At 60.3% G+C, this 25041-nt stretch carries 22 protein-coding genes, 1 tRNA gene and 3 pseudogenes; 12 read left to right on the top strand and 14 right to left on the bottom strand.

The genetic code is table 11. The features are described from left to right. The first annotated feature begins 158 nt into the window (after nucleotides 1-158). Complete coding sequence (locus ACZ9DP_RS20150) at nucleotides 159-1145, top strand: methyltransferase (RefSeq protein ID WP_132662313.1); 987 nt, start codon at nucleotides 159-161, stop codon at nucleotides 1143-1145. Nucleotides 1146-1564: 419 nt separating this feature from the next. On the opposite strand, the pseudogene ACZ9DP_RS20155 reads toward ACZ9DP_RS20150, so the two are convergent. Together ACZ9DP_RS20155 and ACZ9DP_RS20160 are read right to left on the bottom strand one after the other, a co-directional pair. After that, a pseudogene (locus ACZ9DP_RS20155) lies at nucleotides 1565-2757 on the bottom strand (IS91 family transposase). 3 nt (nucleotides 2758-2760) lie between these two features. Then, nucleotides 2761-3669: a tyrosine-type recombinase/integrase gene (locus tag ACZ9DP_RS20160; RefSeq protein WP_476203384.1), complete on the bottom strand. Its 909-nt coding sequence runs from the start codon at nucleotides 3667-3669 to the stop codon at nucleotides 2761-2763. Between the two features lie 263 nt (nucleotides 3670-3932). Between ACZ9DP_RS20160 and ACZ9DP_RS20165 the strand changes: the two are divergent. Beyond that, nucleotides 3933-5320: pseudogene (locus ACZ9DP_RS20165) on the top strand (transposase). 119 nt (nucleotides 5321-5439) lie between these two features. Here the strand turns inward: ACZ9DP_RS20165 and ACZ9DP_RS20170 are convergent. Both ACZ9DP_RS20170 and ACZ9DP_RS20175 read right to left on the bottom strand, forming a co-directional pair. Continuing rightward, the gene (locus ACZ9DP_RS20170; RefSeq protein WP_194729623.1) at nucleotides 5440-5859 is read right to left on the bottom strand and encodes a GNAT family N-acetyltransferase; all 420 of its coding nucleotides are present in this window, start codon (nucleotides 5857-5859) and stop codon (nucleotides 5440-5442) included. 125 nt (nucleotides 5860-5984) lie between these two features. Beyond that, the gene (locus tag ACZ9DP_RS20175) at nucleotides 5985-6410 is read right to left on the bottom strand and encodes a VOC family protein (RefSeq protein WP_476203385.1); all 426 of its coding nucleotides are present in this window, start codon (nucleotides 6408-6410) and stop codon (nucleotides 5985-5987) included. Nucleotides 6411-6491: 81 nt separating this feature from the next. Here ACZ9DP_RS20175 and ACZ9DP_RS20180 point away from each other — a divergent pair, with 81 nt between their 5' ends. Next, nucleotides 6492-7040, top strand: a complete 549-nt coding sequence (locus tag ACZ9DP_RS20180) for a TetR/AcrR family transcriptional regulator (protein WP_476203386.1) — start codon at nucleotides 6492-6494, stop codon at nucleotides 7038-7040. Nucleotides 7041-7110: 70 nt separating this feature from the next. Here ACZ9DP_RS20180 and ACZ9DP_RS20185 read toward each other — a convergent pair whose 3' ends face one another. Beyond that, the gene (locus ACZ9DP_RS20185) at nucleotides 7111-7629 is read right to left on the bottom strand and encodes a GNAT family N-acetyltransferase (RefSeq protein ID WP_476203387.1); all 519 of its coding nucleotides are present in this window, start codon (nucleotides 7627-7629) and stop codon (nucleotides 7111-7113) included. Nucleotides 7630-7767: 138 nt separating this feature from the next. Then, nucleotides 7768-8661: a LysR family transcriptional regulator gene (locus tag ACZ9DP_RS20190; protein WP_476203388.1), complete on the bottom strand. Its 894-nt coding sequence runs from the start codon at nucleotides 8659-8661 to the stop codon at nucleotides 7768-7770. 99 nt (nucleotides 8662-8760) lie between these two features. Here ACZ9DP_RS20190 and ACZ9DP_RS20195 point away from each other — a divergent pair, with 99 nt between their 5' ends. From ACZ9DP_RS20195 to ACZ9DP_RS20205, 3 genes are all read left to right on the top strand, one after another. After that, a complete protein-coding gene (locus tag ACZ9DP_RS20195) occupies nucleotides 8761-9165 on the top strand; it encodes a cupin domain-containing protein (protein ID WP_476203389.1) in 405 nt (134 codons plus the stop codon). Between the two features lie 733 nt (nucleotides 9166-9898). After that, nucleotides 9899-10300 (top strand): hypothetical protein, encoded by a 402-nt coding sequence (locus ACZ9DP_RS20200; RefSeq protein ID WP_476203390.1) that lies wholly within the window; start codon nucleotides 9899-9901, stop codon nucleotides 10298-10300. 354 nt (nucleotides 10301-10654) lie between these two features. Next, nucleotides 10655-11098 (top strand): YybH family protein, encoded by a 444-nt coding sequence (locus tag ACZ9DP_RS20205; RefSeq protein ID WP_476203391.1) that lies wholly within the window; start codon nucleotides 10655-10657, stop codon nucleotides 11096-11098. Nucleotides 11099-11629: 531 nt separating this feature from the next. On the opposite strand, the gene ACZ9DP_RS20210 is transcribed toward ACZ9DP_RS20205, so the two are convergent. The 4 genes from ACZ9DP_RS20210 to xylF form a co-directional block, all read right to left on the bottom strand. Beyond that, nucleotides 11630-11706: transfer RNA gene (locus ACZ9DP_RS20210), tRNA-Arg, on the bottom strand. A 134-nt stretch (nucleotides 11707-11840) separates the two neighbouring features. After that, nucleotides 11841-12623 carry an ATP-binding cassette domain-containing protein gene (locus ACZ9DP_RS20215; RefSeq protein WP_074069166.1) on the bottom strand — a complete coding sequence of 261 codons (783 nt, stop codon included), beginning with the start codon at nucleotides 12621-12623 and terminating at the stop codon, nucleotides 11841-11843. Between the two features lie 14 nt (nucleotides 12624-12637). Then, on the bottom strand, nucleotides 12638-13951 hold the full coding sequence (locus ACZ9DP_RS20220) for a sugar ABC transporter permease (RefSeq protein ID WP_022717107.1): 1314 nt from the start codon (nucleotides 13949-13951) through the stop codon (nucleotides 12638-12640). Nucleotides 13952-14212: 261 nt separating this feature from the next. After that, on the bottom strand, nucleotides 14213-15253 hold the full coding sequence (gene xylF, locus ACZ9DP_RS20225; protein ID WP_074069165.1) for a D-xylose ABC transporter substrate-binding protein: 1041 nt from the start codon (nucleotides 15251-15253) through the stop codon (nucleotides 14213-14215). 224 nt (nucleotides 15254-15477) lie between these two features. On the opposite strand from xylF, the gene ACZ9DP_RS20230 reads away from it, so the two are divergent. The 6 genes and pseudogenes from ACZ9DP_RS20230 to ACZ9DP_RS20255 all read left to right on the top strand — a co-directional run bounded on the left by ACZ9DP_RS20230 (nucleotide 15478) and on the right by ACZ9DP_RS20255 (nucleotide 20758). Beyond that, nucleotides 15478-16701: an ROK family transcriptional regulator gene (locus ACZ9DP_RS20230; protein WP_283068821.1), complete on the top strand. Its 1224-nt coding sequence runs from the start codon at nucleotides 15478-15480 to the stop codon at nucleotides 16699-16701. Between the two features lie 272 nt (nucleotides 16702-16973). Next, a pseudogene (locus ACZ9DP_RS20235) lies at nucleotides 16974-18385 on the top strand (circularly permuted type 2 ATP-grasp protein). Continuing rightward, nucleotides 18385-19329 carry an alpha-E domain-containing protein gene (locus tag ACZ9DP_RS20240; RefSeq protein ID WP_183922188.1) on the top strand — a complete coding sequence of 315 codons (945 nt, stop codon included), beginning with the start codon at nucleotides 18385-18387 and terminating at the stop codon, nucleotides 19327-19329. Before ACZ9DP_RS20235 ends, ACZ9DP_RS20240 begins: the two are co-directional and overlap by 1 nt. 12 nt (nucleotides 19330-19341) lie before the next feature. Further along, nucleotides 19342-20160: a transglutaminase family protein gene (locus ACZ9DP_RS20245; protein WP_074069161.1), complete on the top strand. Its 819-nt coding sequence runs from the start codon at nucleotides 19342-19344 to the stop codon at nucleotides 20158-20160. 99 nt (nucleotides 20161-20259) lie between these two features. Next, on the top strand, nucleotides 20260-20490 hold the full coding sequence (locus tag ACZ9DP_RS20250; protein ID WP_194727671.1) for a hypothetical protein: 231 nt from the start codon (nucleotides 20260-20262) through the stop codon (nucleotides 20488-20490). Nucleotides 20491-20494: 4 nt separating this feature from the next. Beyond that, on the top strand, nucleotides 20495-20758 hold the full coding sequence (locus ACZ9DP_RS20255; protein WP_074069159.1) for a DUF1488 family protein: 264 nt from the start codon (nucleotides 20495-20497) through the stop codon (nucleotides 20756-20758). Between the two features lie 12 nt (nucleotides 20759-20770). On the opposite strand, the gene ACZ9DP_RS20260 is transcribed toward ACZ9DP_RS20255, so the two are convergent. From ACZ9DP_RS20260 to araD, 4 genes are all read right to left on the bottom strand, one after another. Beyond that, nucleotides 20771-21598 carry a transglutaminase-like domain-containing protein gene (locus tag ACZ9DP_RS20260; RefSeq protein WP_074069158.1) on the bottom strand — a complete coding sequence of 276 codons (828 nt, stop codon included), beginning with the start codon at nucleotides 21596-21598 and terminating at the stop codon, nucleotides 20771-20773. A gap of 90 nt (nucleotides 21599-21688) precedes the next feature. Beyond that, nucleotides 21689-22564 carry a transglutaminase family protein gene (locus ACZ9DP_RS20265; RefSeq protein WP_476203392.1) on the bottom strand — a complete coding sequence of 292 codons (876 nt, stop codon included), beginning with the start codon at nucleotides 22562-22564 and terminating at the stop codon, nucleotides 21689-21691. Nucleotides 22565-22608: 44 nt separating this feature from the next. Continuing rightward, nucleotides 22609-22851 (bottom strand): hypothetical protein, encoded by a 243-nt coding sequence (locus ACZ9DP_RS20270; protein ID WP_476203393.1) that lies wholly within the window; start codon nucleotides 22849-22851, stop codon nucleotides 22609-22611. Nucleotides 22852-23284: 433 nt separating this feature from the next. After that, nucleotides 23285-25024: an L-arabinonate dehydratase gene (gene araD / locus ACZ9DP_RS20275; RefSeq protein ID WP_476203394.1), complete on the bottom strand. Its 1740-nt coding sequence runs from the start codon at nucleotides 25022-25024 to the stop codon at nucleotides 23285-23287. Nucleotides 25025-25041: the final 17 nt, after the last annotated feature.

Genomic DNA, 25041 nt, shown 5'->3' on the forward strand with positions numbered 1-25041 from the left:
AGAAGCCGACGTTCGTTCAGCTTTGCTAAGATTATCCGTTACGTCATCGTGTCGGTCGCTCGAAACAATGATTTTGTCTTCACTTTCCGGAGAACGGAGGTTCTAATTTTATGGGAGCTGCTTCGAAGTCGGTCCTGGATCGCGGAAGGGGACGTGACATGGTGGATTCTGATCGGATCGACAACCTGATCGCAGCGGTGCCCCCCGCCTTGGCGCTTCGCGCCGGGCTAGACCTTGGCATCTTCACCCAACTTGGTGGCAGCGCGGTGACTGCTGACAGCCTTGGGGCCGTGCTCAAAGTCGAGCCCGACCGTCTGTCGCGGCTCCTCTACGCGCTCGCCAGCATCGGTCTCCTCGAAGTCAAGGATGGCCAATTTCGCAACGGAGCCGAAGCGTCCGCCTTCCTCGACGCGTCCAAGCCGACCTATCGCGGCGGCGATCATGCGCTCCTGCGCGAGCTCTGGGGAGCCGACCTGCTAACCGCAGAGTCGCTGCGACAGAACCGGCCGGCTGCGCTGCACGACTTTTCCGAAGCGGGGCCTGAGGCCGCGGCGGCGTTCAGCCGCATGCTCGCACCGGGTGGGGTGATTTTCGGCCGACATCTGGCCCAGGAGATAGACCTCTCGGCGATCGGTTCGGTGATCGACATCGGTGGGGGGCCCGGGACCATTCTCGTTGGCCTTCGCGAGCGGCGGCCGCAGATTGCGGCGACGCTGATGGAACTCCCAACGGTCGCAGCGGTCGCGCCAGATATCCTGTCAGAATACGGTGCCAACGACGTGGTTGTCGAAGAGGGGGACATAACTGTCGCGCCATCGAACGGTCGGCACGATCTGGCGATCCTGAAGGCCGTCGTCCAGGTCCTTCCGCCGGACCAGGCGCGCAGTTCGATCCTGAACGCGGCGCGTTGCCTCACACCCGGAGGCGAGATCGCAATTGCGGGGTGGGGTGTTGTCGATGACGACCGCCTTGGCCCGCCTGAGGGTGTCTTTCTGAATCTCACCTTCTTGAACCTCTATCGCCACGGCGAATCGTACACTGAAGGTCAGTATCGTGCGTGGATGACCGAGGCTGGATTGCGGGATATCTCCAGGTCGCGCCTGACGGACGGCTCCACGTTGTTTCGTGCGCGCCTCACGGGCTGATCGTGGCTGAATGGTTGGTTTCGGACGCAAGGCACTCCGAGGCGCGAAGCTAACTTTACCACACCAAACGCGCTGGTCTGCTTTCAAACCCGTCCAACTTGAAAGCTGACTATCCGATTGCGTGAAGAGTTTCGGGCGCCGACGGGCGTACGAAAGTCGCCGAGGAAGGAACCCGCGGGCCACGGGTGATGGTTATGGGGATTTCGGTTTTTGGCTGCTGTTCGGGATGCCGTAACCGCTGTCGGTTATCGCTGGGATTGGTGCGGACGGACCGCTGCGTCGCTCGATCAGGCGGTATTGTCGGTTCGGCTCCCGGCCGGACACGGCGCTTTTGGCATCGATAATCACCATGGACGCACGTGGGTTTGGCACCGGAGGCTGGGGGCCTTTGGCTGGAGAGTGAATCGAACCATGCCGGGTCATGGGGTGGTCTCCCGGTTCGTCGTCGTCCTGTCTGGTGGTCCGCGCGGCTGCCTCCAGCGTTCGAATACCTCGATGATGATCATGCGTCCGCCACAGCAGGGACATGGCGGGCGAACGTCAGCCAGTTCGTCCGCTGCATCGTGATCGGGCGGCGCAGCGACGTTCAGGAGTTCGCGAGCGCGTGCGAGACTGTCCTTGCGGGCGGCGCCGGCGAGCAAGCCGTAGTGACGAATGCGATGGAAGCCCTTTGGCAGAATATGGAGCAGGAAGCGGCGAATGAACTCGTGGTGGCAAGCGTCATGATCTGCTGCCGGCCCGCGCCATCGCGGCGGTAGTCCTTGTAGCGGAAGGTGACGCCGCTCCGGTCGAAGCGGATGAGGCGAGTGTTCGAGATTGCGACCCTGTGCGTATAGCGCGACAGATAGGCGAGTACCGCTTCTGGTCCCGCGAAGGGTGGCTTGGCGTAAACCACCCAGTGCTTCTTGCGCACCGGTGACAGGTGCCGCACGAATGCCCGGCGGTCGGTCAGATGTGCCGCCGTTCCGAAGAAGGCGAGCCGGCCGGCGTCGTGCAGCGCGAGCAGACGCGCGAGGAACAGGCGGCGGAACAGCTTGCCAAGCACGCGCACCGGCAGAAGGAACGCAGGGCGCGACGATATCCATCGGTTCCCGTCGAGGGCAATGCCGCCGCCGGGCACGATCATGTGCACGTGGGGATGGTGCGTCATCGCCGAGCCCCAGGTGTGGAGCACGGCGGTGATGCCGATGCGGGCGCCAAGGTGTTTCGGATCGGCGGCGATCGTCAGCATTGTCTCCGATGCGGCCTTGAACAGCAGGTCGTAGACCAGCGCCTTGTTGTGGAACGCGACGTCGGCCACCTCGGCGGGCAGCGTGAAGACGACATGGAAATAGCCGACCGGCAAGAGGTCGGCCTCCCGCTCGGCAAGCCAGGTGCGCGCGGCAGCACCCTGGCACTTCGGACAGTGCCGGTTGCGGCAGGAGTTGTAGGCGATCCGCCATTGGCCGCAATCCTCGCAGGCCTCGAGGTGACCGCCAAGGGCTGCGGTGCGGCAGTGTTCGATCGCAGACATGACCTTGAGCTGGGCGAGGCTGAGGTGCCCTTCACGGGCGCCCCGGTAGGCGGGCCCGGCAGCGCGGAAGATGTCGGCGACCTCGATCGAGGCGTGCACGGCTCAGCCGTCGGGCGATATCTCTTCCATCTTGAAGAGGCCAAGCTTGTCGAGTGGACTGATCACGGAACGTACCGTTCGGGTCGCCACCTTTGCGTAAAGGGCCGTATTGTTGAGCTTGGCGTGTCCGAGCAGGACCTGGATGACCCTGATATCGGTGCCGTCCTCCAGAAGGTGGGTGGCGAAGCTGTGGCGCAACGTGTGCGGGCCGACTCGCTTGGCGATATCTGCGGCCTGGGCAGCCTCGACGACGATGCGATGGAGCTGCCGGGTGCTGATCGGCTTCAACGGGTGCTGCCCCGGGAACAGCCAGCCGTCGCGGTGCATCACACCCTGATGACGCCCGACGATCCACCACTGACGCAGAAGAGTGAGCAGATCGGCGGAGAGCATGGCGTTGCGATACCGCCCGCCCTTGCCGCGCTCCACGCGCAGCAGCATGCGCTCGCTGTCGACATCGGCGACCTTCAGCGCCGAGACCTCGGCGACGCGCAAGCCCGCGCCATAGGCAACCGACAGCGCAGCTTGGTGTTTGAGGCAAGTCGTCGCGTTGAGCAGACGAGCGACCTCGTCACGGCTCAACACGACCGGCAGATTGCGGGGCTGGTTCACACGAACCAGCCGGCGCGCGAGATCAGGCCGGTCGAGCGTGTGGGTGAAGAAGAAGCGCAATGCCGACACGATGCTGTTCATGGTCGGCACGGGAATGCCGACCTCGTGCTGTTCGATCTGGAAGCGTCGCAGCTCGTCCGCAGTCGCCGTGTCCGGCGATCGCCCGAGGAACGTCGCGAAGCGTCCAATGTCGCGGATGTAGTTGCGCTGCGTCGCCATTGAGAAGTGGCGCATGTTCATGTCGTCGATCAGCCGCTGGCGTAGCGGACTGACAGGGGTATCGGGCAGGATCGGCGTCATTGTTCGGCTCCTCTGGGTTGAAAGGAGCCAAGATGGTCCACCCGAACCGGACCGCGCTCAATCGAGCTGCAACGACAGAGGCCTTGCCGCTACCTCGCCGCGTGCACCCTCCCGCGAAGCGGGTTCGTTCCCCGGCCTCATTTGGCCGGAGAGACAATGGTGCACAATGACTGGTGTTGGCCGATACTGTTGAAAAACTCGTCATTGCAGGCACTTGGGACGCGTGATTCAATCCTCTGAGTGATTTGGCAGGGGATCAGGCGATGATGGGATTTCAGGCGGCTCCGGCGCAGCTCTTTTACGATTTCAGTCTCGATGAGCACGTACCAGCCGACCATCTTCTGCGCCGGATCGACAACCACCTGGACCTCGATGGCGTTCGCGCGCAGTTGAAGCCCTATTACAGCAGTACGGGTCGACCCTCGATCGATCCGGAGCTGATGATGCGCATGCTGATCATTGGCTACAGCATGGGCATCCGGTCGGAGCGCCGGCTGTGCGAGGAGGTTCATCTCAATCTCGCCTATCGTTTGTTTTGCCGGCTTGGACTGGACGGCAAGGTGCCCGATCATTCCAGCTTCTCGAAGAACCGCCATGGACGTTTCCGCCAAAGCGATATCCTTCGGCATCTGTTCGAGACGGTGGTTGAGCGCTGCCTGGCACAGGGTCTTGTCGGTGCTGAAGGCTTTGCCGTCGATGCCAGCTTGATCGCCGCGGATGCCAACAAACAGCGCTCGGTATCTGGCGCAGAATGGAACGCGCAAGAGGCGAAGGAGAATGCAGGCCGCTCCGTTCAGGAATATCTGGCGGTGCTCGATGACGCTGCTTTCGGTGCGGCTTCGCCGGTAACGCCGAAGTTTATTTCCCCGTCAGACCCGGCAGCCCAGTGGACGGGTGCTCATAAAGGCCATGCCTTCTTCGCCTACGCCACCAACTATCTGATCGACACCGACCATGGCGTCATTCTTGACGTGGAAGCCACCCGTCCATTCGACAGGCTGAAGTTGGCGCTTCACGCACCATGATCGACAGAACAGAGAACCGCTTTGGCCTGAAGCCGGGTTATCTGGTCGCCGACAGTGCCTACGGCTCCGCTGACAATCTCGCCTGGCTTGTGAAGGAAAAGGAGATCGCGCCGCACATTCCTGTGTTCGACAAGTCCAACCGCACAGACGGGACTTTCTCGCGTGCCGACTTCAATTGGGATGGCGAGGGAGATCGCTACATCTGCCCGGCGGGCAAGGAGCTGGTTCAGTTCCGCCGCACCTACGCGACACCCCGATCCGGCATCACCAGTGAGGGCACCCGGCTCTATCGGGCCAGCAAGAGGGACTGCGACGCTTGCGAACTCAAACAGCGCTGCTGCCCGAATGCAGTTGCTCGCAAGGTACCCCGTGATCTCAATGAGGATGCCCGTGACGTCGCCAGAGCCATTGCTGGCACGCCCGATTACGAGCGTTCACGGCATCGTCGCAAGAAGGTCGAGATGCTCTTCGCTCACCTCAAGCGCATCCTGCGGTTGGCCAGGTTGAGACTGCGCGGTCCATGTGGTGCACGCGATGAATTCCTGCTCGCAGCAACGGCACAAAACCTCAGAAGGCTGGCAAAGCTTAGGCCTTCACGCCTCCCAACCGCCGCCATGGCTGCATAATGGCCCGCGGCTTGGAGCTTCCAGTCGTCCGGGTCAGAGCACCACACCCCTGAAAACCTTGCGCAGAGCGTCGCCGAGGCTCAAACTCTGAGTTTTTCAACAATATCGGCTATAAGCGGTCATTTCAAAAGCTTTGCCATAAGAGGATTAGGCCGGTGTGCATCGACAATTTCCCAGCCAATTTTGTAATAGAAACCCACTGCGTCGGGCGCTGCGTGGGCTTCTAGCCTGACTGCCTCGTGAGCCATGGCTAGTCTCTCGACGGCGGTCATCATGGCTCGGCCGATACCTTGCCGCTGGCGCTCCGCAACGATTGCAACCGTGCGAACCACCCCATTCCCGTTCCCAGTGAGATCAAGACGGACGGCACCGACGCACTCATTGCCATCGACAAAAATCAGCGGAAGATGCTCCGGCTTTCTGTCGTCAGGATGGTGATCGTCGTATCCAGACAATCCGCGCAGATCGAACAGCACATGCCGTCGAATCTGATGATACGCCTCCCATTCAGATTCGCTCGATACCCGTACTAGCTTCAAATCAGCAGCCTCTCGCAGTAGAACGATTATAGGGGCGGTCCATCGGGGCGCAATGACCGCAATTGGCGCGAAGCCGCCAAGGTACCAAGGCCTTCTATCACCCCTTGGTCGGCTGGGACCTCAAACTATCGCGGGAGGGAACCAGCCTCGTACATCTCCGCGTACTGGTCGCTCGGGGGGATCGGCTTGATGATATCGATAAGGACCCCATTCGGGTCGGCTGTTATAAAATGCCTCTGGCCAAATTCCTCATCCCGAAGCTCAAGACGGATGGGCAGGCCCGCTTTCAACAGCCTCTGATATGATCCGTCTACGTCCTCAACCTCGAAATTGAGTAGCAACCCCGACGCTTTGCCTCGAGCCCCTTCTGGGATCGTGCTGTGACTGCCGTCGAGCACAGCCAGGGCCACATGTTCGCTGTCTTTGGACTGCAGATGAACATACCAATCTGCTGAAAACTGCGCTTCGAAGCCAAAGTGTTCGATGTAGAAGGCTGCTGTCGCGGCGACGTCGTCCGTCATAATGACCGGGTAGTAGCTCGTTGTCTTCATGGCTTTCGCTCCTGATCAACATCAATTACATTCAATCTGCATGTTTATAGAAACATTCTGCCTGTATGTAAAGGAATGCCGATGGCACGCAACAATCGAGAACGGACAGATGCCACTCGGACAGCACTGCTGGATGCCGCCAGAGCCGTCTTCGTGGATAGAGGCTATGCCGAAACCGCGACTCCGAATATCGTCGCTGCAGCGAACGTGACGCGCGGCGCACTCTACCACCACTTCCCGGACAAGAAGGCGCTGTTCACCGCAGTGGTCGAAAGGGAAGGCGCTGCCGTAGCTTCCGAAATAGAGAAGCGCTCGTCGGCAACGTCCTCTGCGCGTGATGCAATCCTCGCTGGGGCGGCCGCATACTTCGACGCGATGGCCGTGCCAGGGCGGACCAGGCTTCTGCTGCTGCAGGCTCCGGCTCTCGTCAACGAGGATCAGGTCGAGAGCACTCTCAGGAGCGGGCTCTCGGCACTCTTGGCAACTTCAGGGTCGCTGGGCCTCGTCGACCCACTGACGGTCCTTCTTTCGGCCGCGTTCGACCGGGCGGCACTCGAAATTGATAGGGGCCGGAAGAGGTCGGACTACGAGGAGGCGATCGTAACGTTGATCGACGGCCTCGTGGATTGAACGTCCGCGTACGGCGCATTGCTGTCGAGACGTTCGTCTGCAGTCGGCCCTCTGCGGACATCAGCTTTCGTTATCCCGTTGTCGCTCTGTCTTTGGGAGACCAGCCTTCCCTTGTGGTGACATAGACGAGATTTTTTTGGGCGTTTTCAGATACCCGAGGGATTGCACCGATTCTTTTTGCGACGGCGATGGAGGCATAATTTTCAGGATGAAAGATGTGGACTGCTTCCATCCAACCAAGCTCTTCAAACGCCCAAATTAAGCAGCGAGTTGCCGCCTCAGTGGCGTATCCTTTGCCCCAAACGTCGCGACTGAACGCCCAGCCAATCTCAGGGCCTACCCATCCGGGAGGGAACCACGCGCCCGCGCGGCCTATCCAACGACCCGTCGCCTTCTCGATTACCGAGAAATTGCTATACCCCTGAACGCTCCAAGCCCCTGCGAAAAGGCATAGATTGCGCCACGCACCTGTAGCATCTTGCGGGCCGCCGATGAATCTAGTGACCTCAGCGTCGGAGAGAAACACGGTCCAAGCAGGGAGATCAACCGCGCTGGGATGCCGCAACAGAAGACGCTCTGTTTCTATCATTTTGTCGCCTTTGGGAGTTGCCGTGAACGACCGCATACCGCCGCTACAAGACATAACGATGACCGCTCATGGCGCTTTCCGGAAGAAGATGGTGCTCCCCTTTCGCCAGCGGGAGAAAGGTCCAACAGGGCAGAGTCCTCATCCCATCAATAGTGGTCTTAGCGTGTTGAGGTGATCCACGGTATAGTCGAAAAAGGCAATAATCCTTGGCGTTTTTCGTATGTCCGGATGGGTCAGCAGATACCACCCGCGGTTCAGCTCTTCGACCGGTGCGGAGAGTTGAACAAGGGTCTCATGCATGTTGGCGATCGTGGTAGGCAATGGAGAGATTCCGAGGCCAGCCATTACGGCATGGAGGACACCGAGAACACTGTTGTTCGTCGCGGCGGTCTCCGCATCGGGAGCTATCCGTCGGAGCCACTCTGCAGCACGATGGTTTGACAGCGCGCCTTGAAATCCGATGATTGTATGGTTGGCGATGTCATGGAGGCCATTCAACGTCCCATGGCGATGGACGTAGTCGCGACTGCCGTATACAGCCCAGACTGAGTCGCCGATCCTTCGTCCCACCAGCTTTTCATCTGCCTGTTCGCCTGATCGGAGAGCTACGTCTGCTTCGCCCTTGGACAGGTCGAGATAGCCGTCGCTCATCACAAATTCCACCCGGAGGCTGGGATAGAGTTCGTAGAAGTCACTCAGGAACTGCGAGTTGGAAATTCGTGACACGAGGGGCTCAGGGCAGGTTAGCCGAATGATGCCTTTTAGTTCGTTGGCGTAGGCCTTCGCCTGCCGTTCGATGGCGATCATCGCTTTCTCGGCGTCTTCTGCCAATGGCAGGAGTGCAAGGCCAAGTTCCGTTAGCTGGTATCCCGACGGATGTCTTCGGACGAGGCCATGCCCGATCCTCCCTTCCAGTTCGGCGACGCGGCGATGAACCGTCGACTGATTGACGCCCATCGCTCTTGCCGCCGACAGGGTGCTCCCGTGCCTGGCAACTGCGATGAAGTATCTGATGTCGTCCCAGCCGAGCATAGGACCACTATGCGCTTTTGCGCGCAACCTTTGCAATGGTGCTGCTCCCGGTCGAACCGCCACTTGTCTAGTGTGGCGCAATTGGAAATGGAGGCAATCATGCAAGACATTAACGGACAGGATGCGATCTCGGCTCTTTTAGTCGGAGCAACGACATCCGCCGCGCCCACCGGAATGGCCAAGTTAAAGGTCCTTCACCGAGAGGCGACCCAGAGCCTTCCCCAACAGGAGGCGCAGGAAATAAGGGTACTCCTTGCGACGTTGGAGCCGGGTGATCGCACTCCATATCACTCTCATCGGTTTCCGGTAACGGTCTTTATGCTGAGCGGCGAATTCACGTTGGAACTCGATGGTCGAGACCCGGTCATCCTGCACGCGGGGAACGTCTTTGTTGAACCGTCCCTCGTTGCGATGACCGGACATAATCGGAGTGAAAGGCCCACGACAATGGCCCTGTTTTATGTCTCTGATCCCGACACGCCTTTCGCCGATGCGATCAGCTAGGCGGTCCCTGACTGGATTTGCGCGGAGCGGAAGAGAGCTATCTTCCGCTACCGGCCAGAGCTGCCCTGTCTTTGGAATTGCTCGGAGATGGCAATAGGATAGTCGCGACGACGGTTCTTGAGCGAGTGACGCCAATCCTCCGACTTCAGCAAGACCACCTGTCGGTCGTCATTATTGGCCAACCATAGGACTGTATAGCGTTGCAACTTCAAGCTAGCGCGTCTTGGCACATACTCGTTTGGGCTGGCTTGAGGCCAATGCCGCTTTCGGCCCGAAGTGGACCAACGGAAGCGGCTGGAGATAGCGCAACATATCGATACTCCCGAGGCTGCAACCGCCGACCGTTTGTTCAACTTTAACAGAACCCTGATTTGATCGCCTCATGGCAACTAATCTGACCTGGGCATCCTTCATCGCATTTTTCGTGCTGGCGCTATTCAGCCCATTCCTACCGCTGTTCCTTATGTGGAGATCGGTCGCTCTCTCGGCTCTCGCATTCATATCATTCCGGTTGCTTCAGGGCCTTATTCATTGGTCCGATCAGGACGCGGGCTATGCCATTGGAACGGCCTTTCTGACGTTGTTCATTTCGGCTGTATTCGTCGCTTTGGCACTCCGGCTTTGCGTTGCTGCTTATTACGATTGGCTGAGATCAGAAATCCTGCTCGGCGAGAACACGCACTGGATTGACAGGGTCTTGCTTGCAGTCATAGGTGCTGTGGGGGGGCTTGCGTTGACGATCGGCCTAGCTTCCCTCCTCGGCGGCAGCTCAGGCGGGCGCATGTTGGATCTGGGCATCGGCCTAACTGCCAGCGCAGTCATCATCTTCATGGCCGTCCACCGCGACAGTGGCCTCGCGATCCCGGTTACGGTTCTCGCGATCGTGCTTGCAACAATTTCGTTCGCCGGTTCTGAGCAAACCCGCCGAATCATTGAGGGCGCGGAGGCGCCCTGGCAGACGGCCGCTCGTGGTGCCTCGTCGTGCCGAAATGGCGTTACCAAGAACCCGCGATCTCTGATCTTGGTTTTTTCTCCCTCCCAAAAAGAAGCCTTCTACCGCACCTCGTCTTATTCGTCCGCGACGGCAACAAAGACACAAAGGCTCATTGGTCGATCCGGCAGCAGCGCTTCGTGAACGGTGCAATAGCCATAGATGCGACCTGCAATTCTCACGCTGACTATTAAAGATAGCCTCCGAGGCGGATTGAAGGGCTAGACTAATGAAACAAGAGACCTTCCTCGGCAATGAGCGCAATTGCGCATTGTCGAGGATCCCGCCAGATACTATGCCGAGCGTATTGTCGGGATTTACCGAAAATCGCGGGCTTTGGGGAATGGACTCGGCATAGCCTCCGGCTCGGGATAAATCCCGGATCTCCATATCGACACCTTGAAGGTGAAGGCGCGAAATTTCCACTAGCTTCGTGTGTCGGTGTCGGATTGTCGTTCCCCCGTTCGTCCTCTGCTTGAACAGCACAGGAGAACGGCAATGAACAACGAAACCAAAGTCAATATCGAAGAAGAGGCGATTATCGCCATGCTAACGATGCGCGCTTCCGCGCTCGGCGAAAAAGATGCCAAGGGCGCGCTTTCCTACGAAACCGATGATTCTGTCGAGTTTTCGCTAGCACCGCCGCTCGTCTATCACGGCAAGGACGAGGCAGGCCTGCAGGCGTGGTTCAATACCTGGGAAGGTCCGATCGGTGGCGATGTTTGCGATGCCAAGCTAACGGTCGGCGGAGACGTTGCTTTCTGGAGTGGTCTGACGCGCATGACGGGAACTAAAACTGACGGCACCGAGGTCGATCTTTGGTTTCGTCAAACCCTTGGCCTGGTGAAGCGCGATGGCCGCTGGATGGTGTCCCACCAACATGCATCCGTGCCATTCGCCATGGATGGAAGCGGTCGCGCTCTGCTCGATCTCAAACCTTAAACGGCTGGCCTCAGGGTATCGATGTCCCCAGGCCGCCAACGGGGGAGCTTTACTTTGTTCGATGAGGTCCAGGCTCTGATGCCAATCTCAGCGCCTCTTCGCGACGTCTCTTTTCGCTCTCATTGAGAGGCGCACCGATCATCGCGATGGCTTCAAGCTCGGCTGCAGTTGCGGTCCGCCATCGTATATTCACTAGTGTAACGGCCTCCCTGCGCCGCACGGACGATTATACATTCAATCAGGAGTGCTTTTCTGCGCTGAAATGCGCTTCCGCCTGCAATCGCGTGGATGAGTGAGGGTCGTTCACAAATCCGTGATCGGCCAAAATTTTGATCCCTTGTCGCGATTTCTCCTTGGCGCACGTTGTCAACATTTACCGAACCGCAAGGGATGGTGGGCGCGCCTGTTGTCAACTTTTCGATCAGACAATGGATTCCGGAGGCGCCAGTCCGCGCTTATGGTGGTCATAGTCCGAGAACTGCGGGTGCGAGTCCGCGCTTATGCGGTGACACAGAATGGACCGAACGGAAATGGCGCACCCGACAGGATTCGAACCTGTGACCTTTGGAATCGGAATCCAACACTCTATCCAGCTGAGCTACGGGTGCATGCCTGAGGCGGTTTGAATCGCCTGTCCGATGGCAGGTTCTTAGCCTAGCTTGCGCTGCGCTTCAATCTCCAAAATTGAAAAGTCCGCCGTTCTTGCGAGCGGCGGGACTTTGGTGTTCACGGGTCCATTCGTTCAGACCTGCATGGCGCCGGGGCCGGGGATCGCCTTTGGCGGCACCTTGCCAAGGATGATCATGCCGAGCACCTCGTCCTTGGTGACGTCCTCGGTGCGGGCGTGTCCGACGACCTGGCCATTCTTCATGACCGAGACGCGGTCGGCGAGGTCGAAGACGTCATGAATGTCGTGGCTGATGAGGAAGATGCCGATGCCTTCTTTCTTCAGCTGCTTGATGAGCTCGCCGACCTGCGCCGTTTCCTGGGGACCGAGGGCTGCCGTCGGCTCGTCCATGATCAGGATACGGGCGTTGAAGAGGATCGCGCGGGCGATCGCCACCGACTGCCGCTGACCTCCCGAAAGCGCCTTTACCGGCTCCTTGAAGCGCTTGAAGTTCGGGTTGAGGCGCCCCATCACCTCGCGGGCCGAGGCCTCCATGGCGACGTCGTCGAGCGTGCCCCACTTCGTTCGGATCTCGCGGCCGAGATAGAGGTTTGCGGCGGCATCGACGTTATCGGCAACGGCGAGCGTCTGGTAGATCGTCTCGATGCCGTATTTCTTCGCATCGCGCGGGTTGCGGATGTCGGCGGGTTCCCCGTTGATCAGGATGTCGCCGCCGTCGCGCTTGTAGGCACCGGAAAGAATCTTGATCAGCGTCGACTTGCCGGCGCCATTATGGCCGAGGAGGGCGACGACTTCGCCGGGGTAGAGGTCGACCGAGGCGTTGTCGACGGCGTGTATGCCACCGAAGGAGATCGAGATGTTTTTCAATTCCACAAGGGGAGTGCTTTGGTGTGTCATGGTTTGGCCTCCTCTTACTTGGCGCGGGCGCGGTAGACCGTGTCGAGCCAGACGGCGACGACAAGGACGACACCGACAACGATTCTCTGGAGCGGGCTGTCGATTCCGAGCAGTACCATGCCGGACTGCAGCGACTGCATGACGAGCGCGCCGAGCATGGCGCCGGCGATGGTGCCGGTGCCGCCCGCAAGCGACGTGCCGCCGATGACGGCAGCGGCGATGGTATAGAGTTCGTCCAGCTCGCCCTGCGCGTTCGTCGCGGCATTGAGGCGGGCGGTCGAGATTGCGCCGGCGATGGCGCAGAGCAGGCCCATGAGCGCGAAGATGCGGACCGTGACCCAGCGGGTCTTGATGCCGGCGAGCTCGGCTGCCTCCGGGTTGCCGCCGATGGCGAAGACGTAGCGGCCGAAGCGCAGGCGCGTCGCGACGAAGGTCATGATCGCGCCGACGATGACGGCGATCAGAACCGGCACGGCAATGCCGTAAGGAATATCGAGGCCGGACTCCGGCCAGGGAATGCTGTTTGCCTCCGCATATCTCTTGGCGATGTTTGTCGGCCAGTAATAGTTGTTGGCGACGGCGATGGCGCCGAGCACGAGCACGCAGCCGAGGGCCGAAAGGAAGTATTCGGCCCAAAGCGGGCGCCGCGGGAAGCCGAAGCGCCGGCGCTGGCGGCGGGAATTGATGATGCTGGCAATGATGGCGAGGCAGGCGATGACGCCGACGATCCAGCTCCAGGTGGCGCCGATCGAGCCGTCCGTGCCGCCGCCCATGATGCGGAAATTGATATCCATTGGCGCGACTGTCTGGCCGCTGGTGACGAACCAGGTGGCGCCGCGCCAGACCAGAAGCCCGCCGAGGGTGACGATGAAGGACGGCACGTTCAAAAAGGCGATGATCATGCCCTGGAGCATGCCGATCGATCCGCCGACGATGAGGCCGGCAGCAAGCGTGATGATCCAGGTGGCGGGGCTGTTGAAGCCGAGATATTGCGGCAGCACCTGCGCCTGCAAGACGCCCATCACCATGCCGCAGAAGCCGAGCATGGAGCCGACGGAAAGGTCGATGTTGCGGGTGACGATCACCAGCACCATGCCGGTCGCCATGACGGCGACGGACGAGGTCTGGACCGAGAGGTTCCAGAGGTTGCGCGGCGTCAGGAAGAGGCCGCCGGTCATGATCTGGAAGCCGATCCAGATGATCAGCAGCGCGCCGACCATGCCGAGAAGCCGGGTGTCGATCTCCGTCGCGCGGAAGAAGCGCGCCACCGGATTGGCTTCCGCGTTGCGCGGCCCGTTGGAAGTCGTGGAATGTACCGTTTCGGCCATGGGTTTGCCGTTCCCCCATCGTTTGGGCAGGCTGCGGCGCTTTTCTTAGTCAACCGCCACTTACGCCCAGTTCTTAAACTATCACCATCACCGATCTCTGCAGATCCGGTCTCAGCGGCCATGACGGCATCGGGTCGGGATGGGTAATGGCGGTCGATCAGCGGTCGCGACCTGGGCTGGCGCCGGATCTCGATCCGCATCCGGCGCCGCAACGGTTTGCCGTTGCGGCGCCGGCACTGTTTTCAACCTGTCGGCAGCGATTTAGTTGCAGGCAGCAACCGAACCGGCTTTGACGCCCTGGCAGGCTTCCGCCTTGCTGATCCAGCCGGCGTCGATGACCACGTTGAGGTTGTCCTTGGTGATCGGCAGCGGCTTCAGGAAGACGGACTGCATGGCGACGCCCTTCGGGCCGCCGTTGAAGGTCTCAACGCCTTCGATCTTGTCCATGGTCTTGCCGGCGGCGAGATCGAGGGCGATTTCGGCAGCGCGCTTGCCGAGCTCGCGCGAGTCCTTCCAGACCGAGACCGTCTGGGTGCCGAGGGCGACGCGGTTGAGTGCTGCCTTGTCGGCGTCCTGTCCGGAGACCGGGACTGAACCAGCGAGACCCTGTGCATCGAGAGCGGCGATTGCGCCACCGGCCGTGCCGTCGTTCGAAGCAACAACGGCGTCAACCTTGTTGTCGTTGGCGGTGAGGAACTGTTCCATGTTGCGCTGCGCGTTTTCCGGCTTCCAGCCGTCGGTATAGGCTTCGCCGACATTCTTGATCTTGCCGGCGTCGACTGCGGCCTTCAGCACTTCCATCTGGCCCGAGAACAGGAAGTCTGCGTTCGGGTCGGACGAGGAACCCTTGATGAAGACGTAGTTGCCTTCAGGCTTTGCGTCGAAGACGCCCTTTGCCTGCATGCGGCCGACTTCCTTGTTGTCGAAGGTGATGTAGAAGGCTGCCGGATTTTCGATCAGGCGGTCGTAGCCGACCACCGGGATGCCTTCGGCGGCGGCCTTTTCGATGGCGGGAGCGATGGCATCGGAGTCCTGCGCAAGCACGATGAGGGCGTTCGCGCCCTGCGAGATCAGCGATTCAACGTCCGTCAGCTGCTTTGCGGCAGACGACTGGGCGTCAGCAGAGATGTATTTTGCGCCCTTGGCCTCGAGGGCCTTCTTGATGGCGGCTTCGTCGGTCTTCCAGCGCTCTTCCTGGAAATTCGACCAGGAAACGCCGACGACGAGATCGGCAGCCATGGCCGCCGTGTGCACGGAAATGAGGATGGCCGTGCCGGCCATCAGCTTCAAAATAGACTTCATATTGTCCTCCCGAATGAATTGCGGTCGACCCAGCCCGAATGTTTCCTCCGGCCGCCGCGGATCGCTGTCCAGAAATCGATGAATTATTTTCTCGACAGTCGAGAAATTTAGTGTCAGAGATTTTTTCAACTGTCAACACCGCACTACCGGCTAAATTCCATTGCGAAAATCGGCTGGAGATTCGGTGTGAAAGCGGGGCGGAATACGGGGAGAGGGCGGCATTCATGCTGACCAAATCGAGCACGGAGCTGGTCCGGCAGAGGAATAGCGTGCTGGTGCTTTCCGCTCTTCGCCGCCACGGTGCGGTCGCGCATACCGAGATTTCCGACTACACGCGCCTGTCCTCCGCGACGGTTTCTGCGATCACCGCCGATCTCGAAAAGGCGCAGATCATCGAGAAATCGGAGCACCAGGCGGCAAGCGGAAGAGGACGGCCACGGGTGCTTTTCCGGCAGCGGCGGGACTGCGGCTATCTGATCGTGGTCATAATCTCGTCGGACGCCGTGCAATATTCGCTGGTGGATTACGCCGGCAAGCTGATCGATCGCTTCAGCGAGGAACGTTCGCATGACCCTGCCGGGGCGGCGCGCTTCGCGGCTGCGGTCAAGGCGGGTCTGTCACGTATTCTGGAGCGTTCCAGGATCAGCCGCAACAAAGTCTTGCTGATCTCAATCAGCAGCAAAGGGCTAGTGAATTCGCTCGAGCCCGTGCTCGTCTGGTCGCCGATCTTCGGCAGCGAGCAGATCGATTTCGAATCGGCGCTGCGTCCGGAATGGCAGGCGAAGATTATCCTGGACAATGAAACACTGCTCGTCGCCGCCGCGCTCGGCGCGCGCGAGGAGAATGTAAAGGGCGAGGATTTCCGCTCGCTTGGCGCACTCTCGCTCGGCCACAGCATCGGGCTCGGCATTGTCAGGCGCACGCCGCATGGCGGCCACGAGATATCGGCGCCGAATTTCGGGCATATGCTGCACATGGCCAATGGCGGTCTCTGTCGTTGCGGCGCCAAGGGATGCATTGAGGCGCATGCCGGGTTCTATGCGATCCTTCGAACGGCCTTCGAAGTGCCGCTCGATACGATCCCGGCAAAATTCGTGCCGGTCGCCGAACTCGACAAGATCGCCGCGCAGGCTCGCCAGGGGCATCGCATGCCGGCCTTCGCCTTCCGCCAGGCGGGCCTTGCGCTCGGCAACGGGCTGTCGCGCGTGCTGAGCCTGACGGAGCGCATGCCGATCGCAATCACCGGGCCGGGCACGCGCTACTACGATCTGCTGCGGCAGGGGATTGAGGAGGGCCTTGGGCAATCGCATATAGTGCGCATGGAAGGCATGCCGGAATTGCGAGTGGTCGCAGACGAGCAGAACCTTGTCTTCGAAGGACATCTGAACCGGGCGCTTGGCGTGATCGACGAAGATATCGTCAATGCAGGCGGACCGGGGCACGGCTGAGCGATCGGCCCTTGCGGGCGCACTCCACGCAAGGTCCACTGGCGCGATTTGCCTCGACGGGGCGGGCGGAAAATAATCACATGCCCACTTTTTGGTCGTGCTCGCTCGACCGGCCGTCCAGGCCCTCGCGATGCAGCCGCCTAAATGCCCGGTTTTTCGGCTGTTTTTGGCGCCGAGGGGGATTTTAGGAATCTTCTCTTCGAACTGTGCATGGTTCTTGCATTGCCTTTTGCATTGTATTCAAATGAACAAAAAGAAGGGGAGCCACACCTTTGGCATTTGATGAAATGATCACACCGGGGATGAAAATCCCCGTCAGCCATATGAGAAATATTTCGAGTGGTACAATGCCCAGGACAGGGCGCATCTGATTGCCAAATCTCGCGACGCGGAAAACATCTTCCGGAAAACCGGCATCACCTTCGCAGTTTACGGACATGCGGATTCCTCCGAGAAGCTCATTCCCTTCGACATCATCCCGCGCATTATTTCCGGCCGCGAATGGCGGAAGCTCGCTCAGGGCATCGAGCAGCGCGTGATTGCGCTGAATGCCTTTCTGGACGACATCTACCACAAGCAGGAGATCATCCGCGCCGGCCGTATTCCGCGTGAGCTGATCGAGAAGAACGATACGTTTCTTTCCGAGATGATCGGCTTCCGCCCGCCCGGCGGCGTCTATACGCATATCGTCGGCACCGACATCGTGCGCACCGGCGAGGATCAGTTCTACGTGCTGGAAGACAATGCCCGCACGCCGTCCGGCGTCAGCTATATGCTGGAAAACCGGGAAACCATGATGCAGATGTTTCCGGAACTCTTCCACGAGAACAAGGTCCAGCGCGTCGAGGACTACCCGTATCTGCTGCGCCAATCGCTTGCCTCGCTCGCCCCTCCCGGCTGCAAGGGCAAGCCGCGCGTCGCCGTGCTGACGCCCGGCATCTACAATTCCGCCTATTACGAGCATTCGTTCCTCGCCGACATGATGGGCGTGGAACTGGTCGAGGGGGCGGATCTGCGCGTCATCGACGGCAAGGTGAAGATGCGCACGACCCGCGGCTATGAGGCGATCGACGTGCTTTATCGCCGCGTCGATGACGACTTCCTCGATCCGCTGACATTCCGTGCCGATTCCGCCCTCGGCATTCCGGGCATCATGGATGTCTACCGCTCCGGCAACATCACCATCGCCAATGCGCCGGGCACCGGCATCTGCGACGACAAGGCGATCTATTCCTACATGCCGGAGATCGTCGAGTTCTATACCGGCCGGAAGGCGCTTCTCGAAAACGTGCCGACCTGGCGCTGCTCGGAGGCCGACAGCCTCAAATATGTGCTGGAACACCTCGAAGAACTCGTCGTGAAAGAGGTGCATGGCTCCGGCGGCTACGGCATGCTGGTCGGCCCGACGGCCTCGAAAAAGGAGCGGGCCGATTTTGCCGAAAAGCTGAAGGCCCGACCGAACAACTACATCGCCCAGCCGACGCTGTCGCTCTCCACGGTGCCGATCCTCGTCAACAAGGGCATCGCACCGCGCCATGTGGACCTGCGGCCCTATGTGCTGGTTTCCGACAAGGTGCAGATCATTCCGGGCGGCTTGACCCGCGTCGCGCTGAAGCAGGGCTCGCTGGTCGTCAATTCGAGCCAGGGCGGCGGTACCAAAGACACTTGGGTATTGGAGGATTGATGCTCGGAAGAACTGCAAACGGACTCTACTGGATGTTCCGTTACATCGAGCGCGCCGAGAATATCGCGCGTCTTATCGATGCCGGCCTGCGCATGTCGCTGACCCGAAGCGGCACAGGCGACGACGACTGGGATGGCGTGCTGCAGAGTGCGGGTGTCCGCGAAGCCTACGACGAAGGGCACGCCAAACTCACCAGGGTCGATGCGATCGACTATCTGCTGCGCGATCATTCGAACCCGTCGAGCGTGATGTCGTGCATCGATTCCGGCCGCAACAACGCCCGCATGGTTCGCACGGCTCTGACGCGCGAGACCTGGGAGGCGACCAACGAATGCTGGATCGAGCTCAAGGCCCTGCTTTCCAAGCGCCTCAAGGCGGCCGAAATGCCCGAGGTCATCGATGTCATCAAGCGGCGCGCGGGCCTTATCCGCGGGGCCTTTCATGGCTCGATGCTGAGAAACGAGCTCTATAACTTCGCGCGCATCGGCACCTTCATCGAGCGGGCGGACAATACGAGCCGCATTCTCGACGTGAAGTACTACGTGCTGCTGCCATCCATCTCGCAGGTGGGGTCCTCGATCGACAATGTGCAGTGGGAATCGATCCTGCGTTCGGTTTCAGCGCACCGTTCCTATAGCTGGGCCTATGATGAGGAGTACAAGGCGGCCAATATCGCCGACTTCCTGATCTTGAATGGCCAGATGCCGCGGTCGCTGGCCTATTGCTACGAAAAGATCGTCAGCAACCTCGGTTATATATCGAGCAGTTACGGTGGTGAACGGCTGTCGGCCCACGATACCGCCGACGCCATCCGGACATCATTGCAAACGAGGCAGATCAAGGACGTCATGGACCAGGGGCTGCACGAATTCCTTGAGGATTTCGTCAATCGAAACAACCAGCTGGGCATGGAAATTTCCGACGGCTATCGGTTCTACGTATAAGCGGGGCATGAGATGAGACTGAAGATTAGCCATGTCACCGAATACCACTACGACGAGCCGTCGCAGTTCTCGCTGCAGCGGCTGCGCCTGACACCGCCCTCAGCCTTCGGTCAAAGCGTTTTGAACTGGTCGTTGCATGTCGAAGGCGCCAAGCCAGAGGTGGAGTATGACGACCAGTTCGGCAACCATGTGAACCTCGTCTCGCTGCAAGGCGAACAGCAGGTGACGCGCATCGTCGCCGAGGGTGAAGTCGAAACCGAAGATCGCAATGGAGTGACCGGCCCGCATACAGGCTTCTGCCCGCTTTGGCTGTTCCTGCGCGACACGCCGCGCACCAAGCCCGGCAGGCTCATCAGGGAACTCATACGGACAGTAAACGGCGACAATGAACTCGCGCTGATGCACGCGCTGATGGGGGCCATTCACGAAGCGGTCGACTACAAGCCGGGAACTAGCAACACGGACACGACCGCCGAACAGGCGATGGAGAAGAAGAGCGGCGTTTGCCAGGACCACGCCCACATCTTCGTTTCGGCGGCCCGCGCACTGCAGGTGCCGACGCGCTATGTCTCCGGCTACCTGATGATGGAGGGAAAGGCGGAGCAGGCCGCGACGCATGCTTGGGGCGAAGCGCACATTCCTGGCCTCGGCTGGGTCGGCTTCGATCCGGCAAACGACATCTGCCCCGATGCCCGCTACGTCCGCGTCGCTTCCGGCCTGTGCTACCGCGACGCAGCCCCTGTTTCCGGCATGCGCATCGGCACGCCGGGCGAGAAACTCTCGGTCATGGTCAAGGTCGAAGATCAGGGCCAGATGCAAAGCCAGAGCTGATGGCCAGCGTGGCTTAAAACTATTCGCAGAAAAGAAGATCGGAAGATTTTCATTTTGGCGTTACTTAGATTTCGGCTCAAAGCCGTGCTATAATAAGCCATGGCTTATTCTTCGAAAGATCTGGAGCTTTCCCGCCGGCGCGTGGCGGAAGACAGAAAGCACATCGCGGCGCAGGAAGCCCATATTGCGGGTGTTTTACTGAGGGGAGAACCGACCTCGCTGGCCACAGAACAGCTCGTCGATTTCAATCAGCAACTGCGTGCCCACACTTTTGAATGCGATCTGATCGCTGCAGCTCTTCGCGCTGACCGCGCTCATTTGGAGGACTAACCGAATGACGCTTATCTTTCCCAACAGAAGCCGTACTTTCGACGAAACGAGGAAGGCTGTACGCTTTACCGGCTACGACGGCATGTTCGAAATCAGGTTTCTCGTCGAAGCAGCCGCGCTTGGACAATCCGCTGCGGCGAACGCTTCGGAGCTTGCCTGTCTCAATGCCTTTGACGCCGCACGCTCTACGATCCAGGAAGCAGCCGCCAGAGCCTATGCAAATCGGCGCGGAAACAATCTGACGCTCACCGCACGGGATTTCCGCTGATCGTGAAAATGTTCAGGAGATGGCGTCGTTATCGCTGGGCACCTCTTCCGTCACGACATCGAACTGCTTCAATACAGCCGGGCCGAAAGCGGTCGAGATGGCCACATCCGTCGCATCGCGGCCGGTTCCCATCAGTATGCGGCCGATGCGCGGAACGTTGTGCCGGGCATCGACCGTATGCCAGTGGCCGCCCAGATAGACTTCGAACCAGGCACTGAAATCCATCGGCGCGGGATCGGGCGGCACGCCGATATCGCCGAGATATCCTGTGCAATAGCGCGCTGGTATGTTCAGGCAGCGGCAGAGCGTTATGGCAAGATGCGCGAAGTCGCGGCAGACGCCGGTCTTGTCGCAATAGCCACCATGCGCGGTACGGAGTAGATCGGCTTTCAGGTAGTCAAATTCGATATGGCCGTGCACGAAATCGGCAATGGCCTGCACCCGCGGCCAGCCGGGTTTCGTCTTCGAGAACGTCGCCCAGGCGAAATCGCTCAACCGGTCCGTATCGCAATAACGGCTGCCGAGAAGGAAAACGAGCACGTCGTCCGGCAGGTCCTTGATCTCGTGTTGCTGCGCATCCAGCGGCACCGCATCCGGCTGGCCGCTGTCGTAGATCTCGAACACGGTCGAAATCGTGGTCAGTCCCGGCGGGGCGACGATGCGTGTGCAGGAATTCCCGAAACTATCCGTGTAGTTCCACGCCGCGATCGGCTGGCTGAACGACAGCACCTGATCCGTCAGAAGGTCGGGACGCCGCGAGGGGTGGACATTGAGGACGAGAAGCATTGGCGTTGGCTGCACACATTCATAGCCGATCGTGAAACCAGCGCGAATCTTCATGGAAGCTCCTTCGTTCAGCAAGCCCGCAGGCCATCAAGGAACGCCAGCAGAACCTTTCGGTTCCACAGGGAAGAGACCCTTCGCCATATTTTACTGTTGGGTGGTGACGTTGACCTGCACAACCAGGTCGTCGAAATCGTCCGCCGCTCCGTCATAGCTGCCCCAGAGCGGAACCGCCTGGCGAGGATCGCGCGCAACGCCGACGCGGATCAGATCGTGGTTGCCGACGATGCCGTTCGTGGGATCGAATTCCACCCAGCCGGCGCCCGGGAGATAAACCTGGCACCAGGCATGCGTCGAGCCGCCGCCGAGCGTCGTCGAGCCGTCGCGATCCGGCACGTAGATATAGCCGGTGACGAAACGGGCGGCCAGGCCAAGCGAACGCGCCGCTTCCATCATCAGCAGGGCAAAGTCGCGGCAAGTTCCCTGCCGCATCATCAGCGTCTGGATCGGCGCCTGCGTTCCATGTTCAGAGCGGCGGGCATAGATGAAACTCTCGTGGATCGCATAGCAGAGCGTCATCAGGACGTGGCCCGTCTGGCCCGACGAGCGTGTTCCGACGAACTGATGCGCCCAGTGTGCGACCGCACCACCCGGATCCTCGTAGTGGCGCGTGATCGTACAGGAAAGGTCCGCCATCTCCTCGTCGTCGTAGGAAAAAGGGTAGGTTAGCGCCTTTCGATCGATTTCGAGATCGAGCGGCACCTGCGGCGTGTGGTCGAGGCGAATATTGGTCTCGAACCGCAACTGATCGGCCGGCCGGTCTATATCCACGAGCGCAATGCAATTCCCGAAGACGTCGTGTATCCAGCGGATTCCTGCCGGTTCCGGATCGATTGTCATCGTTGCATCCAGAAGGCGCTGGTCGAAGCTGTCCCGCGGGCGGAAAAGCACGCGGTGCTGGCCAAAGGCAACAGGCCGTTTATAGGAATAATGCGTGATGTGCTTGACGGAATAAACGGTCATCCTGCCTCGCCCGCCCCGGAGCTTTGATACGATAAGGGCTATGGCTACTCGAATTCCGGCACCAGACCTGAGCGGAACAGGATCACCGATGGGCCTTGTTCGCCGATGGCATGGTTTTTCTCGCTGCACCAGACGACGACCCCATCATAATCCTTGACGAGCGTCTGTGCGATATAGACGGCCGTTTCTTCCCTCTTCATCTGCCGAGGCTCGAATGCCGGAATCAGGGTACCGTGCTCATCCTGGTTGAAGGCGCTGAGCACAATCGATTTTTGCACTCCAGGCATGGTTCCCTCCCTACCGCGGTAACGGCGGCGAGGCGAGAACGTTCCGGAAGAAATGCGGTTCGCAAAGAAAAAGGCGGAACTTTCGTACCGCCTTTTGACGCTGGTGACCGTTTGGCCCCAGGGCCTGCGCGGTCCATCGGGATCTTCGAGCCGCGCGGGCCGACCAGGAAATCGACGTCACCCTTATCGGCCTGTATGACTGTTTGATGTAAGCTGGCCATCGCCGCCCTCGAACGGCACTTGCGGCTTGAACCAGGCGGCGGCGCGTGGCCCGTTCATCGAAAACCTCGAGCTGGATGGTGGGTAAGGGCCTGGATCGGCGCCGCCATGGACAGTCGGCGACGCGGCGCTGAAGCGCCTTTTCTTTCCACCAACCAACGAAAAAGGCGGGCTTCACCCCCGCCTCATCGATTTGCTGTCTCGATGCGCTCCGCTAGTGGCTGTCCTTGCCGACCGCGTTTCCGCGACATCCCTTGAGGAAGTCGAGGTCGGCGCCGGTATCGGCCCCTTCGACATGCTGCTGGTGCAGCCAGGCATAGCCGGACGTCGGCAGATCATGGTTCGGCTGCCATTCGGCGAGCCGCCGGGCCAGCTCCTCCTCAGAAATGTCGAGATGCAGACGACGGTTCGGCACGTCCATCTCGATCATGTCGCCGTTTTTCACCACGGCGAGCGGCCCGCCGACCGCCGCTTCCGGGGAGGTGTGCAGCACGACGGTGCCGTAGGCCGTTCCGGACATGCGGGCGTCGGAGATGCGCACCATGTCGGTGATGCCCTTCTTGAGCACCTTGGGCGGCAGGCCCATGTTGCCGACCTCGGCCATGCCCGGATAGCCCCTTGGTCCACAGTTCTTCATGACCATGACACAGGTTTCGTCGATGTCGAGGCTGTCGTCGTTGATCTTGGCCTTGTAGTCGTCGATGTCCTCGAACACGACCGCCCTGCCACGGTGCACCATCAGATGCGGGGAGGCGGCCGAAGGCTTCAGCACCGCGCCCTTCGGCGCCAGATTGCCGCGCAGCACGACGATGCCGCCCGAAGAGGTCAGTGCCTTTTCGGCAGGCAGGATCACATCCTCGTTCCAGTTGACGACGTCCTTGACCTCATCCCAAATGGTTTCGCCGGATACCGTCAGCGCGTCCTTGTGCAGGAGGTCCGCCTCGCCGAGGCGCTTCAGCACCACCGGCAGGCCGCCGGCATAGAAGAACTCCTCCATAAGGTACTTGCCCGACGGCATCAGGTTGACGATGGTCGGGACCTCGCGGCCGCAGCGGTCCCAATCGTCCAGCGAAAGATCGACGCCGACCCGGCCGGCCATGGCGAGCAGGTGGATGACGGCGTTGGTCGATCCACCGATAGCCGCATTGGTGCGGATGGCGTTCTCGAAGGCCTCTTTCGTCATGATGTCAGAGGGCTTCAGATCGTCCTTAACCATCTGAACGATACGCCGGCCGGTGAGCTGTGCCATCACCTTGCGGCGGGAATCGACTGCCGGGATCGCGGCGTTGCCGGAAAGCGCCATGCCGAGCGCCTCGGCCATGGAAGCCATGGTAGAGGCGGTGCCCATGGTGTTGCAGGTGCCCGACGAACGGCTCATCGAGGCCTCCGCCTCGAGGAACTCGGCCTGCGTCATCTCGCCAGCCTTCACCATTTCGGAAAACTTCCACAGATGCGTGCCTGAGCCGACGCGTTCACCGCGGAAATAGCCGTTCAGCATCGGTCCACCCGTGACGACGATCGAGGGCAAGTCGCAGGAAGCTGCCCCCATGAGAAGCGACGGCGTGGTCTTGTCGCAGCCGACCATCAGCACGCAGCCATCGATGGGCTGGCCCCGGATCGCCTCCTCCACCGCGAGCGCGGCAAGGTTGCGATACATCATCGCCGTCGGGCGAAAGGTGTTTTCGGATGCAGAGAACACCGGCACCTCGACCGGGAAGCCGCCTGCTTCCCATACGCCCGCCTTCACCTTCTCGGCGAGCTCTCGCAAATGACCGTTGCACGGCGTCAGATCCGACCAAGTGTTGAGGATGCCGATAACCGGCCGTCCGTCGAACAGATCGTGTGGATACCCTTGGTTCTTCAGCCAGCCGCGGTGATAGATCACGTCTCGGCTCGTGCCGCCGTACCATTCCTGCGACCGCAGCTTACGCGGCCATTCAGCTTTCTTTTTCATAGTCTCTGTCCTTCACG

The organism is Rhizobium sp. USDA 4016 (assembly GCF_056279705.1).

Excerpts from the sequence above, each read along its gene's own strand:
- ACZ9DP_RS20150 (WP_132662313.1), top strand. The coding sequence starts at position 159 with ATGGTGGATTCTGATCGGATCGACAACCTGATCGCAGCGGTGCCCCCC.
- ACZ9DP_RS20160 (WP_476203384.1), bottom strand. The coding sequence starts at position 3,669 with ATGACGCCGATCCTGCCCGATACCCCTGTCAGTCCGCTACGCCAGCGG.
- ACZ9DP_RS20175 (WP_476203385.1), bottom strand. The coding sequence starts at position 6,410 with ATGAAGACAACGAGCTACTACCCGGTCATTATGACGGACGACGTCGCC.
- ACZ9DP_RS20180 (WP_476203386.1), top strand. The coding sequence starts at position 6,492 with ATGGCACGCAACAATCGAGAACGGACAGATGCCACTCGGACAGCACTG.
- ACZ9DP_RS20185 (WP_476203387.1), bottom strand. The coding sequence starts at position 7,629 with ATGATAGAAACAGAGCGTCTTCTGTTGCGGCATCCCAGCGCGGTTGAT.
- ACZ9DP_RS20190 (WP_476203388.1), bottom strand. The coding sequence starts at position 8,661 with ATGCTCGGCTGGGACGACATCAGATACTTCATCGCAGTTGCCAGGCAC.
- ACZ9DP_RS20195 (WP_476203389.1), top strand. The coding sequence starts at position 8,761 with ATGCAAGACATTAACGGACAGGATGCGATCTCGGCTCTTTTAGTCGGA.
- ACZ9DP_RS20205 (WP_476203391.1), top strand. The coding sequence starts at position 10,655 with ATGAACAACGAAACCAAAGTCAATATCGAAGAAGAGGCGATTATCGCC.
- ACZ9DP_RS20215 (WP_074069166.1), bottom strand. The coding sequence starts at position 12,623 with ATGACACACCAAAGCACTCCCCTTGTGGAATTGAAAAACATCTCGATC.
- ACZ9DP_RS20220 (WP_022717107.1), bottom strand. The coding sequence starts at position 13,951 with ATGGCCGAAACGGTACATTCCACGACTTCCAACGGGCCGCGCAACGCG.
- xylF (WP_074069165.1), bottom strand. The coding sequence starts at position 15,253 with ATGAAGTCTATTTTGAAGCTGATGGCCGGCACGGCCATCCTCATTTCC.
- ACZ9DP_RS20230 (WP_283068821.1), top strand. The coding sequence starts at position 15,478 with ATGCTGACCAAATCGAGCACGGAGCTGGTCCGGCAGAGGAATAGCGTG.
- ACZ9DP_RS20240 (WP_183922188.1), top strand. The coding sequence starts at position 18,385 with ATGCTCGGAAGAACTGCAAACGGACTCTACTGGATGTTCCGTTACATC.
- ACZ9DP_RS20245 (WP_074069161.1), top strand. The coding sequence starts at position 19,342 with ATGAGACTGAAGATTAGCCATGTCACCGAATACCACTACGACGAGCCG.
- ACZ9DP_RS20250 (WP_194727671.1), top strand. The coding sequence starts at position 20,260 with ATGGCTTATTCTTCGAAAGATCTGGAGCTTTCCCGCCGGCGCGTGGCG.
- ACZ9DP_RS20255 (WP_074069159.1), top strand. The coding sequence starts at position 20,495 with ATGACGCTTATCTTTCCCAACAGAAGCCGTACTTTCGACGAAACGAGG.
- ACZ9DP_RS20260 (WP_074069158.1), bottom strand. The coding sequence starts at position 21,598 with ATGAAGATTCGCGCTGGTTTCACGATCGGCTATGAATGTGTGCAGCCA.
- ACZ9DP_RS20265 (WP_476203392.1), bottom strand. The coding sequence starts at position 22,564 with ATGACCGTTTATTCCGTCAAGCACATCACGCATTATTCCTATAAACGG.
- ACZ9DP_RS20270 (WP_476203393.1), bottom strand. The coding sequence starts at position 22,851 with ATGCCTGGAGTGCAAAAATCGATTGTGCTCAGCGCCTTCAACCAGGAT.
- araD (WP_476203394.1), bottom strand. The coding sequence starts at position 25,024 with ATGAAAAAGAAAGCTGAATGGCCGCGTAAGCTGCGGTCGCAGGAATGG.